This is a genomic window from Clostridium sp. UBA4395, from assembly GCF_002390995.1.
Taxonomy (GTDB): domain Bacteria; phylum Bacillota; class Clostridia; order Clostridiales; family Clostridiaceae; genus Clostridium_J; species Clostridium_J sulfidigenes.
Genome location: NZ_DGRF01000031.1, coordinates 18,836 through 35,637, shown reverse-complemented (window position 1 = coordinate 35,637; position 16,802 = coordinate 18,836). Strand labels below are relative to the sequence as shown.

The following is a 16,802-nucleotide window of genomic DNA, read 5'->3' as shown; positions in this document are numbered from 1 at the left end:
TATTAATGTGGTATTATAGGCATACTTGCCTCCATTATATTCTCTTTTTCATACATTTTTAAAAGGATCTTTTAACTTAGACATTGAAAAACCTCCTAAGTAAATGATTTGCTTTCTCTTTATATGTTATCATAGTAGCACTGTAAATAAAATCTTTATTTCCCATTTTGTATTGTAATATAAATTCTAATTGCAATATAAAAAAAGTCTTCATTAATAATTTATAATGAAAACTTTATTATATAACTTATATTGTAAATTTAGATATAATCACTTTTAGTCCCCTAGCACTTTCTTCATTTCGCAACATTTGATTTTCTATCTCTCCAATATTGATGTATAAACAACTGGTCTTTTCTACAACTTCAACTATACCTGTTGATCCTTTATTTACTGTTTCACTTATATTTACCATGGAACTTGTTATAGTAGATACAACAGCCTTTAATTCTTTTGCTATGTGACTAAATCTTTCTGTCAACTCATTTATAATTATAGAATCTCTATTATATTGTTCCCCCATGATGTGCATTTTTTTATAGTCTTTAATTATTATATCATCTATAAATTTTAAAATCTTATTGGAGCTTATAGATAGAGTATCTACAGATTCCTTAACATTTTTAATTACCTGTTGCATATTTTCTACGGTAACTCTTGAATGTTCTGCTAAATTTCTAACTTCATTTGCAACCACAGTAAAGCCTTTACCGTACTCACCCGCTCTAGCTGCTTCTATAGATGCATTTAAAGCTAGTAAATTTGTTTGATTTGCAATATCTAATATTGATCCTGATAAATTTTCTATCTCACTGACGGATTTAGATTTTTCTAAAGCTTCTATGAGATTTTTCTTTGTTTCTTCTAATATTTGAAGTGCCTTCTTGTTAGATACCTCCACATTGTCTTTTAATTCATTAGCCCTCCCTCTAATATCTATTGCAGTTTTCTCTCCTTCTTTAGCCTTATGGGTTATATCATTTATAAAACTCTCTACTCCCAAAGATAAACCACTAACCTCATTAGAGTTTACTGCCGCTTCCTCAATGGCCATGGAAATTTCATCTACAGTATTCGTTGTTCTTTCTGCATTCATATGAAGCTCTTTTATATACCTAGCTGTATCCCTAGAAGAGCTTAAAACATTATCTGATGAATTATTAACTTCCACTATTATCTTTCTTATATTATTCATAAACACATTGATAGCTTGTGATAATTCTCCTATTTCATCTCCTGACTCAACAATTATATCTTGAGTTAAATCACCACCTTTATTTACTAATTCATTTATTTTCCCCTTTAATCTATTTAATGGATATACAATTGAAATTGTTAAATATATACACACTACACTAGTAAATAAAATTATTCCAAAAGTTACGCCTATAAATGTAATTAATACTCTTTTATAACGTTCATTAGCTTCTTTATTTATACTGTCTAAATAAATTAAATTCTTTTGTTTAAGTTCATCAATAGAGCTTATCAATTCATCAAATTGATTTTTAGATTTTCCCTTAATTAAAGTTAAAACATTTCTCATTTCTTTATTTTTTTTATTTGTTTCTATAACTTCATTGTTAACCTCTAAGTAAACTTTAAGTTTTTCTTGTATATTTTCAATATCCTTTTTTTCACTATTGCTATCACAATAATTAAAATAATCCTCTAAAATTAATTGTATATTTCCTTTTGATTCTTTCATTTCTTGTTCTATTCTATTTTTTTCTTCTGAAAATGTCTCCATTATATATCCATATTCTTTAGTTCTAAAATTTAAAACATGATAACTAAGTTCATCTGACTTTTGAATTTTACCACCATATATACTTGATATACCTTCTATGCTATTATGTAATTTCATCATTTGAAATATAGAATATACTCCAAATATTATTGTACTAATGCTTAATACTGATAAAGCTAAAATTAATCTGGTCTTGATGTTAAACTTTTTCTTAAATATTCTATTGAATTTTAATTTTTCTTTAGGCCACATTATTTCATCACTCTTTCTTATTTTATTTAACAATATAAATTTAACTTATTGCCAAATAATTTTATACATATATTAAGAAAATTTAAACTTCATAACCAAGATTTAACACAAAAAAATAACGCCTATCTAAGAATAAAATATCTTAGACAGGTGTTATTTTATTTATAATGTTTTTCTAACTACATCTATAACAGTTCCATCCCTATATTCTACAACTGCAACTATATCCTTAGATAATTCTATTGCTTTAGGAGTACCTGTTATTTTTTCAGCTATTTCCTTTAATTCCTCTATAGTTACCACATTAAGGTTTGCTTCTTTTAATTTTTCAATTAAATCAACTCTCTTAGGGTTAACAGCTATTCCTCTTTCAGTTACTATTACATCAATAGTTTCACCTGGAGTAGTTATAGTAGTCAACTTATCCTTTATTATTGGTAACCTTGCCTTAGTTAGTTTGGTTACTATTATAGTAAGTTTAGAGCCTGCTGCTGTGTCTGCATGACCACCAGACCCCCCCATTATAGTTCCATCTGAAGCAGTAGTAACATTTACATTAAAGTTTGTATCTATTTCTGTTGCTCCAAGTATTACTATATCTAAGTTATTTACTACAGCTCCTTTGTTATGAGCATTTCCATACATAGAAGCTGACATAGTTATATGTTTTTCATTTTTAGCACAAGACTCTACTGCCTTTAAATCAAAACATTGTACATCTAGTAAACTTTGGAATAATCCTTCTTCAAACATATCTACAATATAACCAGTTATTCCACCAGATGCAAAGCTACCTTTGATTTCATTCTTATTCATATATTCTCTAAGCTCTGCAGCTACAGCTAGAGATATTCCTCCAGCTCCTGTTTGAAATGACATACCTTCTTTAACTAGTCCTGAAGCTATCATAGTATCTAAAGCATTCTTTGCAATTTTAAGGCCTATAGGATCCTTGGTAATTTGTGTAGTTCCTGATACTATTCCTGCCGGATTTCCTATGGAATCTACCTTAACTACATAATCTACATAAACTTGGTTTATTTCCATTGGGAAGTTTGGATATGGCACTAAGTTGTCTGTAATAGCTATTACAGTGTCTGCATATTCTGCATCAGAAACTGCATATCCTAAAGCGCCACAAGCAGATTTGCCAGTAAGTCCATTTATATTACCATACATATCACTAGAAGGTGCTGCTAAAAAGGCTATATCGATATGTAAATCTCCACTTTCAATAGCTCTTGATCTTCCACCATGGGTATGCATTATAGCTGGATATTTTAATTTTCCCTGTGATATAGCATCTGCTACAGGTCCTGATATATAATTTGCATATATTTTAGATACAGTACCATCTTCAATATAAGCAACTAGCGGCTTATGAGTTGGAAATATAGAACTTGCTGCCACAGTTAAATTCTTTATTCCTCTTTTAGCCATAGATTCTACAACCATGTTAAGAATATAATCCCCATTTCTTAAGTGATGGTGAAAAGATATACACATTCCATCCCTAATTTCCACTTTATCTAAAACTTCTTCTAAAGAATTTACTAACTTTGCATCTCCAGGAACTACAGGTTTAATCTTTGCTGACACCTTTTTTAAAGGATTCATATTTTTAAAAGCACCTTCAAAAATCTTTACATTTCCATATCCATCTATATACTCCGGAATTTCTCTTCCTAATACATTCTTCATATTATTATCACCTCAATCCCCTCATTAAATAAGGCCTAGTTTTTTACTTAATTCCACAGTGGTTTTTGCTCTATTTATAACTGGTGCATCTACCATTTTACCATCTAGAGAAAATACTCCCTTACCTTCTCTTTCAGCTTCTTCCATAGCATCTAATACCCTTTGAGCATGGATTATCTCCGCTTTAGTTGGAGCATATACTTGGTGTATTGTATCAATTTGTCTTGGATTAATTGATGCTTTGCCAGTCATTCCAAGGGATTTTGCAAGTAGAATATCCTTTTCTAATCCTCCAAAGTCATTAGTATCTGTAAATGGAGTATCAATAGCCCCTACTCTCATAGCCTTGCAAGCCACAGCTACCCTGTTTCTAGCATAAAATATTTCACTGCCTTCTTTAGTTCTCTTAATTCCCATATCAGAAGTTAAATCTTCTCCACCTAAAAGAACTGCTACTATTCTGTCTGATGATTTTATAATGGTATATACATTTTCAACACCATAAGCACTTTCCACTATTGGTATTAACTTTATAGATTTGTCTTCAAAGCCTTCTTCTTTTTCTATTTTTTCAAGTCTTCTACTAATCTCTATAAGTTCATCTTCCGTTGCCTTTGGAACCATTAGTGCATCTGGCTTAACTCTTCCAATAACTTCTATATCTTCACTTGAAAATTCTGTAGTAAGTGGATTTATTCTAACTACCACCTCTACTCCACTATAATCAACATTTTTAATCGCTTCTCTAACAAGAATTCTAGCACTATCTTTTTCTGTAAGACTTACTGCATCCTCTAAATCAAGAATTATAGAATCTGAACCTAAGATTGCAGCATCTTGTAACATTCCTGGATTATTTCCAGGCATAAAAAGCATAGTTCTTCTTAATTTCATATTTATACCCCCTACTGCGCTCTTTTTACTGCAGTTTCAATTCTAGCTCTTATTGTATAATCAAGAGCCCCTTTATCTTGAGCTTTAACAATGGCATTTTTTACTTGTAAAGTATCTAAAGTCTCTCTAATAGCTCTTTCTATTTCTGCTCCAAATTGTTTCATAACCATACTCTCAAGTTCTATAGCTATTCCGCCCTCTTCGTTAGGCATGATTATAACGTATATATCATTGGACTCTAGGGTTCCAGCCTTTGAAATTTTATTAATTTCCATCTAAATCACCTCTACCTATAAAACTTATTTTTTACTATTTAAGTAAGCTTCTCTACCTACTTCATATAAATTATTCCCTTCTGAATCTATTACTACAACTATAGGTAAATCCTCTACTTCAAGTCTTCTTATAGCTTCAGCTCCTAAATCTTCATAAGTCACTATTTCTGCTTTCTTTACGCATTTACCAATAAGAGCTGCAGCTCCACCTATAGCTCCAAAGTATACAGCTTTATTCTTTTTCATAGATTCTATTACTTCAGCATTTCTTAATCCTTTACCAATCATCCCTCTTAAACCATGGTCTAAAAGTGCTGGTGTATATGCATCCATTCTATAACTAGTAGTTGGTCCTGCTGAACCTATTGCCATTCCTTCCTTTGCTGGAGTTGGCCCTACATAATATATAACAGCATCCTTTACATCTATAGGAAGTTCTTCTCCTTTTTCTAAAAGTTCTGCAAGCCTCTTATGAGCAGCATCCCTGCCTGTATATATAACTCCACTTAATAAAACACTGTCTCCAGCTTTTAAATCTTTTACCTTTTCTTCTGTTAGTGGTGTAGTTATTCTCTTTTCCATAAACCTTACCCCCTAATTATAGCTCTATTTCTGCATGTCTTGTAGCATGACAATTAATATTTACAGCTACTGGAAGGCCTGCAATATGAGTTGGATATGTTTCTATATTTACAGCTAATGCTGTTGTTTTCCCCCCAAATCCTTGAGGCCCTATACCTAGTTCATTTATCATAGTTACTAGTTCCTCTTCTAACTCTGCGTAGAATGGATTTTCATTTCTTACATCTATGGATCTAATAAGTGCTTTTTTAGCAATTGTTGCTGCCTTATCAAAGGTTCCTCCAATTCCTACTCCAACAATTATTGGTGGACATGGATTTGGACCTGCTTCCTTAACTACTTTTATTATAAAATCTTTAACACCTTGAAGTCCATCAGAAGGTTTTAACATTTTTATTTGACTCATATTTTCAGAACCAAATCCTTTAGGTGCTACAGTGATTTTTAGCTTATCTCCTGGAACTATATTATAGTAGATCATAGCTGGAGTATTATCCTTTGTATTTACTCTATCTAAAGGATCCTTAACTACAGATTTCCTTAAGTAGCCATCCTTATATCCTTGTCTAACACCTTCATTTATTGCATCTTCTAGTGCTCCTCCAACTACCTGAACCTCTTGACCTATTTCTATAAATACACATGCCACACCAGTATCTTGACACATAGGCATATCTTCATTTTTAGCTATATCAGCATTGATTAATATTTTGTTTAATATTCCCTTTGCAATACCCCAATCTTCTTCCTCATGAGATTTTATAAGTCTGTTTTTAATATCACTACCTAGATAGTAATTTGCATCTATACATAATTTTCTTATAGCTTCTGTTATCTGTGAAACTTTAATTTCTCTCATATATAATCCTCCTAAACTCATTGATTAAATATATTATTTCAATATTAATTCACTAATACAGTTTAATTTAAATTCCATGAATAATATATCTCATTTTTATAATTATTATAAGTAAAAAGGCAGTTTTAATTAAACCGCCTTTTTACTATATACCTAATGTATTATTTATTTCTTCTATTTACTAAGGCAACAACCCTATTCATTTCATTGTTCACTATCATGTAACCTTCATCAACACCCATACCTGGCTTAGCTAAGCATTGGTCTGCTCCACAAGCCATAGCAATGTTAGTGCAAACTTCTGCTGATCTATTTGTTTCGTTACATGTTCCTCCACAGTAAGCTCCAACCTTTTTCTTCTTACAATACAATATAGCTTCTATTGTATTATTTACTCCTCCAAGATCTGGAGTTTTTATTTGAAGCATATGTCCTGAGTTGTTATCTGCAAAGAATGCTACGTCTTCATAAGTATTACACCATTCATCTGCAACTAATTCTACATTGATATTTCTATTATCAAGTTCATCTGTTAACTCTTTTAATGCTTCCATTTGTCTTTCTCTATGCTCTACATCCATTGGTCCTTCTATTCTTAATTTAAATGGTTTAGCAGCCTCTTCCAATGTTGCTATGTAGTCTGCCATTGCTTTTGTATCACAATCAAATGCAACTCCTATAGTTCCATAAACATCTATATGGAATATTGGGTTATAGTCTTCACTAGTTCTTAATTTTAAAACTCTATCACTTAACCATTTAACATATTCAAGAAGCTTTTCGCCCTTTAAGCCTAATTTCTCTTCTACATTGTTTATTAAAGCATGAGGTAAAACATCTGCTCCCTTGATAATCATCTTATCAGCGTTGTTGTATCTGTCATCTCCTGATTGAGTAAATATAGGAATTCTATTAATTTCTACTCCAGTATTATATTCATCTCTTACAACTTCAGCCATAGTAACTTTTTTAGCTTTTGCTACACCATCAAGGATAGCTTGAGTTACTCCATATCTTATAGCTGTATGAAGTCTTTTTCCATTTACCAACATTTTATCAAATTCTTCAGCTAAACATTTAAAGTTAGTTAATTCTCTACCTATAAGTTTTGGTGCTATTTCCTTTTCTATAACTGGTATGAAATCTTTAGCTAAGAATAATGGATCACGTCCACCTGCTCCTGAATATTGAACAGCTGCACAATCACCGTGTGCTACTTGACCATCTTCAAGTATTAACATTACAGATATAGATTCTCCTGCTTGTCTTATAGATGTAAATCCTTCAGTTACTGGCTCTCCAATATAAGTAAATCCATCATGACCAGCTCCAGCTTTTATTGCTCTTTGGTCATCAAAATAAAATCCAGTTCTTCCTGCAGAACATACTACATCAACAATTTTCATTTAAATACACCTTGCTTTCTATAATTTAAGAATTTTATATTAGTTTATTGTTAGCTTATAAATTATAAATGTTATTTTTCTGGTCTTCCAACAAGCTTTCCTTTTCCTACAGCAAATATATCATCTATTGTCATTTGGAATCCAACTGGACGATTTTCGTATTTTCCTCTTTCGTCTAGCTTCTTCATATTGAAAGCTTTAAGCTCTGCTGTAAATGGAACATTTCCAAATTTAAGATATCTTACTGCTCCATTATTATCTCTTGCAGGCATCATTTTACCAGCGTTATATTTACTTGGTGCAAATGGAATATCTATAACTCCCATATCAAAGCCTTTAACAGCACCTTTCGCTAAGTCACCATTTCCTACTTCGTATAACTTATCTACCATGCATCTTGTTTCAGCTTTAATTATAGCAATTTCAGTTCTAAGTTCATCAGATAAGTGCATTTGTTGACCTTTTAATAAGTTTAAAGTCATTTTAGTTGCTCTTATACCTTGAGCATTTGCTTCTTTAGTTGGTATGCCTATAGCTTCATGTGGGGTTTTAACTATAACTTTTGTAGCTCCTGCTAATGCTGCAGCTGCTGCTCCAGTAGATATAACACCAAAAGCCTTAGCTTCATCAGCTGGGAAGCCTCCCATCCATTGATGGAATACTGTTGTTAGGTAAACATCACCATAACCATAAGCTCTTAAGTAATCGCTACATTGCTCTTCAAGAGCTCTAATTGCTGCTACGTCTTGTATTAAGTTACCACACTGACCATATCCAACAGTAATATTCTTAACACCTTGTTCTGCTGCAAGTAGTGCTTCTACTATTGCAACTGCATTAGATGTACTTGGTGGTACTAAAGTTCCTGTTAATGGACCAAATGGCTCTCTATTAATAGATATACCTTGCTCTTCATAGAAACCTACTAATCTATCACAATATTGCCAATCAAGAATAGTTTTTTCTAGAGTAACACTTTTAGCATATGGTATATTATATGATATACCGCCACCTTCATTTGATGTCCAACCTGATGCATGAGTAATTTCTGCAAGTAATCTACCATCTGGAGTACCGTGTCTTGATTCTAATGGTAAGTTAACAGATTCAAATACTTGTCTACATCCTTTAACCCCGTGGTTAACCCCTGGAAATCCATTTAAAAGTGATCTTCTAGCTTTTATACTTTCTTGTATCCCAACTTCACATTCTTCATATCTATTTTGTCTTGTGTAACTATCTATTGTTGATGGTAAAAGATCCGCTCCACCTTCTTTGTCTAAGTAGTTTAGTAATTCTATGTGGCTATCTAATAAAGCTACACCGGCCCTAGGTTGAGCTAATGTTATGCCCGCTTCCTTTGCTTCCATTAATTTTTTAGCAAAGTTCTTGTGTGCTGGAATTTTTTTGTTGTAGTCTATAGCCTCCTGTAAATCTACTTCTTTACCTGTTGGCCATTGTGCTAAAACCTCTTCTCTTATCTTAAAAAACTCTTCCTCGGTCCACTTTTTGTTTTTTAGTTCCACTTTAATTTACCTCCTAGTAATTTACACTTCCACTAAATATTTTTTCATTATTCTTATTGCTTTGTCAGGATAATCCTGAGCTAACAGACCCATTGATGATAATATATAAGTTTTATCTACTAAAGTTTTTGGATTTCTAGGTCTTAAAGAAGTAGCATTTTCTTTATTAAAGGTTCCTGCTTTCAATATTTCACCTGGATGTTCGCTATGAACTAAAACGCCACCTGTACCAATCATATATTTTACATCCATAAGATCTTTTCCTAATTGATTATATACAGCTCCCATTGGAGTATATATGCATTCAACAGTGCCGCAGTGTCTTTCCATAGAAAGTTCCGTAGCTGCCTTTGCCATAGCTTCATCAAATTTTATATCTTCATCTGTTTCAGGTACCATTTTAATATTGCTATTCCTATATTTACATCTTTCTTCAATTTGTACTTTTCTATCTTTATCATTTAAATATGCTCTAAGCTTTCTACTACCTGCAGCTTCCCAAAGAGACACAGCTGAATATCTCATACCTAAGTCACCTTCTACAGTTCTTTTTGCAAAAGGTTCCTCTAACCCCTTCATATTTACTCCACCCTTTGTAGGCTCTCCATATCCTATAGAGTGTACATCAGTAGTAGCTCCACCTATATCAACAATGATTAAGTCTCCAATACCTTCTTCTTCATCAGTGCCTTCTCCCAACACTCTAGCTGCTTTAAGTACAGCTGCTGGTGTAGGCATTAGTATACCATTTATATAATTTTCTGCGTTGGATAGTCCTTTTGCATCAGTTATCCTATCCATAAATACTTTTCTTATTTCTTCTCTTGCTGGTTCCACATTTAAAGCATTTAATTGAGGCATAACATTTTCTGTTATGCTGAAATAGAATCCAGCTTTTTGAAATATTTCTTTTATCTCATCATTAGCACTTTTGTTTCCAGCAACAACTATAGGAAGATTAACATCTAAATCTACTAGCATCTTTGCGTTATGTAGAATACATTGTTTATTTCCTCCATTAGTACCACCTGCTAAAAGAACTATATCTACATCAGAATTTTTTATCTCTAATACTTCGTCCTTAGTTAATTCATAACTATATACCTTTATAACTCGAGCTCCTGCTCCTAAAGCAGCTCTCTTAGCAGCTTCTGCTGTAAGATCTGGCACAAGCCCAATTGCAACCATCTTTAAGCCTCCAGCTGCAGATGAACAAGCAAGTTTTTCAACAAAATTTACTTCTTTACCTTCTAGCTTATTCATTAGCTTATCATGAGCTTTATTAAATCCTATCATTATATCATCTTCGATAGTTGTTATGTCCTTGGCTGTAGCTAATATTTCTTCATTATCTATATCTACTGCAGTCAATTTGGTATAAGTACTACCAAAGTCTAAAAGTAAATATGCATTCATTTAAATCACTCCAGCTCTCTATTAAAACTCCAAGTAAAATCTACTTTAGTTAGTTAGTTAGTTTATGTGCTTCTGTCTATTCTATTCCTAAATCTTCTTTTAAGTCATGTATAGTAGTGTCTATACTTGTTCCTGGTGGATAAACTCTATTAAAGCCCATTGCTTTAAATCTTGAATAAACATCATCCCAATCTTGTTTACCTACAACTATGTTACCACCAACATAGATAAGGATATCTTTTAATCCTGATTCATCACACTTTTCTCTTAAGCCCCTACAGTCAATCTCTCCATGTCCATAAAGAGAAGAAACAATTATTGCATCAGCATTTGTTTCCACTGCAGCATTTATAAAGTCTTCTTGTGGTGATAGCACACCAATATTGATAACCTCAAACCCTGCTTCTGTTAATGCATAATCCATGATTTTGTTACCTACAGCATGACAATCTGCTCCAATAACACCAAGAACTAATGTCTTCTTTTCCATTTTTAATTCCTCCTGAATTAATTTTTTTGATACTTTAATTCTACAATTTTTGACTTAAGTGCCTTCACTGATGTAGAGTCTAATTTGTAAGAAAATTCTATAAGCTCTTTATTTTCATGATTAAGCTTACAAACATCCTTATATCTACCTGGAGTTACTATTAGTACCTCCGATTCATCAATTATGTGTTTTAACTTAGCTTCTTCAGCCATACTAAAATACTCAACTGATAAATCTGAAAGACCCGCATTATCAAGTGCTGACTTAATTTTAAATATAAACTCTTCAGATAAACAAATGAAAGTAAATTTTGTTCCTGAAGGATGTCTAGCGATTCTTACAATGGATTCTAGATTAGGGCTTACTGCTACTCCTAGTATTTCCTTGTTAAAGCCTTTTAAAAATCCATCTACATCATTCACATGATTGAAAGGTGATATAATTACTTCACAAGTCGAAAGCTTGTCCTTTGTGTCGTCACTCATTTTTTCTAAGTCCGTTAAAGTAAATGGTATCGTATTCATACTTGTTATTGATGTTATTTCTTTACTAAACATTCTCGCTTGCTCAATATTACATTCTACAAATGCTGAAGTAACTTTATTCATAACATCCTTTTTCTCACTAACCCTATTTGTTACTATATCTAAAAAATCATCTGGATCTATACCACATTCTAAAGCTTCTTCTAGAGCTAAATCCACAAACTTATTTATCTTCCTCCTGCTATCATAACTTTGCCATGATACTACTTCTTCTGCTACAAAAGTTCCTTTTCCTCGAATAGATTTTAATACTCCCTTAGCTTCTAGTTCATTATAGGCAGCGCTAATGGTATTTCTACTAACAACTAACTCTTGAGACAATTCTCTTTCTGTCGGCATTTTACTTCCAACTCTCAAAGTTCCATCTTTTATAAGATGCATTATTTGTTTTTTTACTTGGATATAGAGAGGTATCCCATTTTTTTTATCAATTGTAATGTTCAAAATCTCATCTCCTGACCCTTTGGACCAATGGCTTAATCCAATCCTTAATCATAATATCATATGGACTAATCATTTGCAATTTCACATTATTGTATATTCTATAAAGAGCCCACCTTTTATAGAAAAAGTAGGCTCTTATCTTTAATTTGCTCCTTCTTTCAAGTAAATGCTTATAGATTCGGCTAATGCATCTGCAATTTTCTTTTGATATTCTTCATCCTTTAACTTTTGATATTCTTCAGGATTACTTAGAAATCCGCACTCTACAATAACTCCTGCCATATTATCATTTCCTCTCAGTACTTTATATTGAGTGCCTGCAGCCTTTGCTTTCCTCTTATTGGACTGGTCCAATTTATCTTTTAATGTACCTTGTATGATATTTGCTAATCTTTCGCTTCCTTCATAATTTGAGTACCATACTTGAGCACCCTTACAATATGATTCTGGAAATGTATTTAAATGTATACTAACAAATATGTCGCACTTTGTTTCTTCCTTCAAACTTACTCTTTTATTCAAGTCCTCATATTTTTTCTCCTTTACTGATTTTCCTTCAGTATAAAGTCCTACATCCTCTGTTCTTGTAAATTCAACCTTATATCCTTGACTTTTTAAATTTGCACCTAAGAGCAGTCCAATATTTAGGTTTATATCCTTTTCTGTAGTTCCATCTTTAGATGAAGCACCTCCATCTATTCCTCCGTGTCCTGGATCAATTAGTATTACTTTATTTTTTTCTTGTTCTGATTCAGCATTTTTATAAGTTGTAACCACCTTGTTTACATTAATTACAGACATGCATATGAATCCTAAAATAATTACTATAAGTATTGATATTAATTTAGTGTTCTTAATGGTTTCCCCCACCTTTTTTTATTACTCTGTAATTATACTTATTCATAAATTCATACTATTATTCTTTTACCTATATAATAAAAACCTTTTGGATACATATTATCCAAAAGGTTTTACATAAGCTATAAAATACTATTAATTCTAATTTTCATATATTATTTCAGCTATATTTATTGAGTGATCACCTATTCTTTCTAAATTACTTATCAAGTCCAAGAAAATTGTTCCCACTACAGCATTACATACACCAGTGTTTAATCTCTTTATGTGTGATGCTCTTAGTTCTTTTTCTAGAGAGTCTATTCTTTCTTCTATTCCCCTTATCCCTGCTGCTTTTTCTCTATTATAACTTTTAAAACACTCTATACTCATTTCTACTGCACTTATAGTATAGTCAAACATACCTTTTATTTCATTCATAGCATCTGGAGAAAAATTTAATCTTTTTGTGATTCTCTCACTAGCAAGATCTGCAATATTCTCTGCATGATCTCCTATACGCTCAATATCATTTACCACATGGAAATATGCAGCTAGTTCTGCTCTCTGTTCATCACCTAAATCTGAGTTAGATAACTTAACTAAATATCTTGTTATATCATGTTCTAATAGATTAATTATCTTTTCATTATTATATGCTACCTTTATTAGCTCTTCATCGCCTTGTAAAAAAGAATTCATAGCTACTTTTAAATTTTCCTTTGCCTTCTCACCCATTCTCACTATTTCATTAGTTGTTTGCCCAAAAGCTATTGCTGGAGTCTCTAGCAATCTTTCGTCTATATATTTTACACCTGGTACATCTTTTTCATCTTCACCAGGAATTATCTTATTAACAAATGCAACAAGATATTTAATTAAAGGAAGTAATAGTAATGTATTTACCACATTAAATATAGTGTGAGCATTTGCTATTTGTCTTGGTATAGCTTCTACTCCTGAATTGGGACTTATTGCTAAAACTATATTTGCTAAGAATGAAACTGGTATAATTAAGAATATAACAGCTCCTATAAGGTTAAATAACAAATGAATTACCGCTGCTTTTTTTGCCGTTATTGAAGTTCCTATGCTAGATATTAATGCTGTTACACATGTACCAATGTTATTACCTAATAATATTGGTATTGCTACTGTTAATGGTAAGCTTCCTGTAGATGCTAATGCTACCAGTATACCAGTAGAAGCTGATGAACTTTGAAGAACAGCTGTCATCATCATTCCTATTAAAAGCCCTAATATAGTATGTCCTTCTAATTTTAGTATTAAATTTGTAAAGAATACTGAGTCCTTAAGCGGTGACATTGCACTTGACATAAGTTTTAATCCTAAAAATAATATACCAAATCCAAGAATAATTTGACCCACTTCTTTTACTTTTCTTTTGTTGCAAAAAAGTATCATAACTGCACCAATGGCTAAAAATACAGGTGCAAAAGCATCAAATTTAAATGTTATTAATTGGGCTGTTATTGTAGTACCAATATTAGCTCCCATTATAACAGATGTTGCTTGATATAAATTCATAAGTCCTGCATTAACAAATCCAACAACCATTACTGTAGTAGCACTACTACTTTGAATAATAGCAGTGACAATGGTACCTGTTAGCACACCTTTCACTGGATTAGATGTTATCCTGTCAAAAATACCCTTCAGTTTATCTCCTGCTGCATTTTCAAGACCATCCCCCATAAGCTTCATCCCATATAGAAAAAGTCCTAATCCTCCTAAAAGGTTAATAATCAAAAATATGATATTATACATCAATTTACCTCCTACAATAAATCTCATTCAACAATATGTACTTTTTCTTTGTCCATTAAAATTCCATACTAATAATACACTATAATCAAAAATATGTTAATACTTATTTACATATTTAACATGAATTTAACATAGCTTTTTATAAGTATATTAAGTAATGTTATAATTTAAACTTCACTAATGATTATATATAAAATGGGTTTACCTAAAAAAAATTACACAATATAAAAATAAGGAGTATATANNTATATACTCCTTATTTTTATATAACATACAGTTGTATGTACAAATACTATCTTTTTGAGAATTGAGAAGCTCTTCTTGCTTTTTTAAGACCGTATTTCTTTCTTTCTTTCATTCTTGGGTCTCTTGTTAAGAATCCAGCTTTCTTAAGTTCTGGTCTTAAGCTCTCATCAGCTTTTAATAAAGCTCTTGATATTCCGTGTCTGATAGCTCCAGCTTGACCTGTGTATCCACCACCGTGTACATTAACTAAAACGTCAAATTTGTCTTTAGTTCCTGTTAATACTAATGGTTGGTTAACTATGAATTTTAATGTATCTAATCCAAAGTAGTTATCCATATCTCTTTTATTTATTACAACTTTACCTTCACCAGGTACAAGTCTTACTCTAGCAACTGATTTCTTTCTTCTACCTGTTCCAAAATGTTGAACTTTTGCCATTATTTATTCCTCCTTACAATACTATATTAGTATTTTAATTCTAATACTTCTGGTTTTTGAGCATGATTTTTGTGCTCTGGTCCTCTGTAAACTGTTAGCTTCTTAGCCATTTGTCTTCCAAGAACTCCTTTTGGAAGCATTCTTCTTACAGCTTCTTCAAATACGAATTCTGGTTTCTTAGCTAATGCTTCTCTGTAAGGGATCTCTTTTAATCCGCCTGGGTATAATGAGTGATGTCTTAACATTTTTTGATCTAATTTCTTTCCTGTTAAAACAATTTTCTCTGCATTTACAACTATTACGTGATCTCCAGTATCTACATTTGGAGTAAATTCTGGTTTATTTTTACCTCTTAATATAGAAGCTATTTGACTTGCAGCTCTACCTAAAGTCATTCCTTCAACGTCTACTACATACCATTTTCTTTGTATTTCACTTGGTTTAGCTAAGTATGATTTCATCTTACTACCTCCCTGATTTTTAACAATTATAATTCTATGGATAAAGATCCGGGGCTAATGGATCTTACACACAAATATTTATTATACGAACAAAATTCATTATAATACAATTTCCCGGGTGTGTCAATGATTTTTACTATTATTAATAATAAACTTCAATTAAACACAAACCTTGGGGTGAACATGTTTTGCCTGCTTTTTTTCGATCTCTACTTAATATTATTTTAGGTATATCTTCTGCTTTTATTTTTCCATTTCCTGCATCTATAAGCGTTCCTATCATAATTCTTGCCATATTATATAAAAATCCATCAGCAGCTATATATACTTTGATATAGTGTTCGTTCTTAACTATATCAACTTTACTAATAGTTCTTGTAGTCGTTTTAACCGTACTTCCAATATTCCTAAAAGCCTCAAAATCATGAGTTCCTATAAAAAATTTTGCAGCATCCTTCATTTTCTCTATATCTAAACTCTTTTTATAGTGATATGAAAAATTTCTACATATGGGCATTCTTACTTCTGTATTTAGTATTGTATAGCAATACATCTTCCCTTTCGAATCATATCTAGCATGAAAATCATCATGAACTTGTGAGGACTTAATTACAGATATATCTTCTGGTAATACATGATTTAATGCTTCTCTAAACTTTTCTACAGGAATATTACTACTAGTCTTAAAATTACACACATATCCTTTAGCATGGACTTTACTATCGGTTCTGCTACAACCAATCACTTCAACTTTTTCCCCAGTGATCTTAGAGATTGCATTCTCAACTGTTCCTTGAACGGTTTCTCCCTTAGGCTGTTTTTGCCAACCCATATAATTAGTCCCATCATATTCTAGTATTAACTTAATGTTTTTCATATATATATCCCTTT

At 31.8% G+C, this 16,802-nt stretch carries 16 protein-coding genes; all 16 read right to left on the bottom strand.

What is annotated here, in order from left to right; genetic code table 11:
• Nucleotides 1-247: 247 nt before the first annotated feature.
• Nucleotides 248-2,035: a methyl-accepting chemotaxis protein gene (locus B2694_RS04585; protein WP_346884733.1), complete on the bottom strand. Its 1,788-nt coding sequence runs from the start codon at nt 2,033-2,035 to the stop codon at nt 248-250.
• A 129-nt stretch (nt 2,036-2,164) separates the two neighbouring features.
• A complete protein-coding gene (gene citF, locus B2694_RS04580) occupies nt 2,165-3,703 on the bottom strand; it encodes a citrate lyase subunit alpha (RefSeq protein WP_346884732.1) in 1,539 nt (512 codons plus the stop codon).
• Nucleotides 3,704-3,727: 24 nt separating this feature from the next.
• Nucleotides 3,728-4,597: an HpcH/HpaI aldolase/citrate lyase family protein gene (locus tag B2694_RS04575; protein WP_346884731.1), complete on the bottom strand. Its 870-nt coding sequence runs from the start codon at nt 4,595-4,597 to the stop codon at nt 3,728-3,730.
• 11 nt (nt 4,598-4,608) lie between these two features.
• Nucleotides 4,609-4,872 (bottom strand): citrate lyase acyl carrier protein, encoded by a 264-nt coding sequence (citD, locus tag B2694_RS04570; RefSeq protein ID WP_150845895.1) that lies wholly within the window; start codon nt 4,870-4,872, stop codon nt 4,609-4,611.
• A gap of 24 nt (nt 4,873-4,896) precedes the next feature.
• Nucleotides 4,897-5,454, bottom strand: a complete 558-nt coding sequence (locus B2694_RS04565) for a Fe-S-containing hydro-lyase (protein ID WP_346884730.1) — start codon at nt 5,452-5,454, stop codon at nt 4,897-4,899.
• A gap of 16 nt (nt 5,455-5,470) precedes the next feature.
• A complete protein-coding gene (locus tag B2694_RS04560; protein ID WP_346884729.1) occupies nt 5,471-6,313 on the bottom strand; it encodes a fumarate hydratase in 843 nt (280 codons plus the stop codon).
• A 161-nt stretch (nt 6,314-6,474) separates the two neighbouring features.
• Complete coding sequence (locus tag B2694_RS04555) at nt 6,475-7,719, bottom strand: methylaspartate ammonia-lyase (RefSeq protein WP_035133370.1); 1,245 nt, start codon at nt 7,717-7,719, stop codon at nt 6,475-6,477.
• Nucleotides 7,720-7,790: 71 nt separating this feature from the next.
• A complete protein-coding gene (locus B2694_RS04550) occupies nt 7,791-9,245 on the bottom strand; it encodes a methylaspartate mutase subunit E (protein ID WP_346884728.1) in 1,455 nt (484 codons plus the stop codon).
• 21 nt (nt 9,246-9,266) lie between these two features.
• A complete protein-coding gene (gene glmL, locus B2694_RS04545; RefSeq protein ID WP_346884727.1) occupies nt 9,267-10,661 on the bottom strand; it encodes a methylaspartate mutase accessory protein GlmL in 1,395 nt (464 codons plus the stop codon).
• A 76-nt stretch (nt 10,662-10,737) separates the two neighbouring features.
• Nucleotides 10,738-11,151, bottom strand: a complete 414-nt coding sequence (glmS, locus tag B2694_RS04540; protein WP_150845891.1) for a methylaspartate mutase subunit S — start codon at nt 11,149-11,151, stop codon at nt 10,738-10,740.
• Between the two features lie 17 nt (nt 11,152-11,168).
• On the bottom strand, nt 11,169-12,140 hold the full coding sequence (locus B2694_RS04535) for a winged helix-turn-helix domain-containing protein (protein ID WP_346870683.1): 972 nt from the start codon (nt 12,138-12,140) through the stop codon (nt 11,169-11,171).
• Nucleotides 12,141-12,281: 141 nt separating this feature from the next.
• On the bottom strand, nt 12,282-12,941 hold the full coding sequence (cwlD, locus tag B2694_RS04530) for an N-acetylmuramoyl-L-alanine amidase CwlD (protein ID WP_346884726.1): 660 nt from the start codon (nt 12,939-12,941) through the stop codon (nt 12,282-12,284).
• Nucleotides 12,942-13,139: 198 nt separating this feature from the next.
• Entirely contained in the window at nt 13,140-14,765 is a 1,626-nt protein-coding gene (locus tag B2694_RS04525; RefSeq protein ID WP_346870685.1) for a Na/Pi cotransporter family protein, read from the bottom strand.
• A gap of 292 nt (nt 14,766-15,057) precedes the next feature.
• On the bottom strand, nt 15,058-15,450 hold the full coding sequence (gene rpsI, locus B2694_RS04520) for a 30S ribosomal protein S9 (protein WP_035133359.1): 393 nt from the start codon (nt 15,448-15,450) through the stop codon (nt 15,058-15,060).
• Between the two features lie 26 nt (nt 15,451-15,476).
• On the bottom strand, nt 15,477-15,911 hold the full coding sequence (gene rplM, locus B2694_RS04515) for a 50S ribosomal protein L13 (protein ID WP_035133357.1): 435 nt from the start codon (nt 15,909-15,911) through the stop codon (nt 15,477-15,479).
• A gap of 142 nt (nt 15,912-16,053) precedes the next feature.
• Complete coding sequence (gene truA, locus B2694_RS04510; RefSeq protein WP_346884725.1) at nt 16,054-16,788, bottom strand: tRNA pseudouridine(38-40) synthase TruA; 735 nt, start codon at nt 16,786-16,788, stop codon at nt 16,054-16,056.
• Between the last annotated feature and the right edge of the window lie 14 nt (nt 16,789-16,802).

What these genes read in the sequence shown, in the direction of transcription:
- glmL (WP_346884727.1), bottom strand. Translation starts at nt 10,661, where the DNA reads ATGAATGCATATTTACTTTTAGACTTTGGTAGTACTTATACCAAATTG.
- citF (WP_346884732.1), bottom strand. Translation starts at nt 3,703, where the DNA reads ATGAAGAATGTATTAGGAAGAGAAATTCCGGAGTATATAGATGGATAT.
- rpsI (WP_035133359.1), bottom strand. Translation starts at nt 15,450, where the DNA reads ATGGCAAAAGTTCAACATTTTGGAACAGGTAGAAGAAAGAAATCAGTT.
- B2694_RS04575 (WP_346884731.1), bottom strand. Translation starts at nt 4,597, where the DNA reads ATGAAATTAAGAAGAACTATGCTTTTTATGCCTGGAAATAATCCAGGA.
- rplM (WP_035133357.1), bottom strand. Translation starts at nt 15,911, where the DNA reads ATGAAATCATACTTAGCTAAACCAAGTGAAATACAAAGAAAATGGTAT.
- B2694_RS04565 (WP_346884730.1), bottom strand. Translation starts at nt 5,454, where the DNA reads ATGGAAAAGAGAATAACTACACCACTAACAGAAGAAAAGGTAAAAGAT.
- cwlD (WP_346884726.1), bottom strand. Translation starts at nt 12,941, where the DNA reads ATGTCTGTAATTAATGTAAACAAGGTGGTTACAACTTATAAAAATGCT.
- B2694_RS04560 (WP_346884729.1), bottom strand. Translation starts at nt 6,313, where the DNA reads ATGAGAGAAATTAAAGTTTCACAGATAACAGAAGCTATAAGAAAATTA.
- B2694_RS04525 (WP_346870685.1), bottom strand. Translation starts at nt 14,765, where the DNA reads ATGTATAATATCATATTTTTGATTATTAACCTTTTAGGAGGATTAGGA.
- citD (WP_150845895.1), bottom strand. Translation starts at nt 4,872, where the DNA reads ATGGAAATTAATAAAATTTCAAAGGCTGGAACCCTAGAGTCCAATGAT.
- truA (WP_346884725.1), bottom strand. Translation starts at nt 16,788, where the DNA reads ATGAAAAACATTAAGTTAATACTAGAATATGATGGGACTAATTATATG.
- B2694_RS04555 (WP_035133370.1), bottom strand. Translation starts at nt 7,719, where the DNA reads ATGAAAATTGTTGATGTAGTATGTTCTGCAGGAAGAACTGGATTTTAT.
- glmS (WP_150845891.1), bottom strand. Translation starts at nt 11,151, where the DNA reads ATGGAAAAGAAGACATTAGTTCTTGGTGTTATTGGAGCAGATTGTCAT.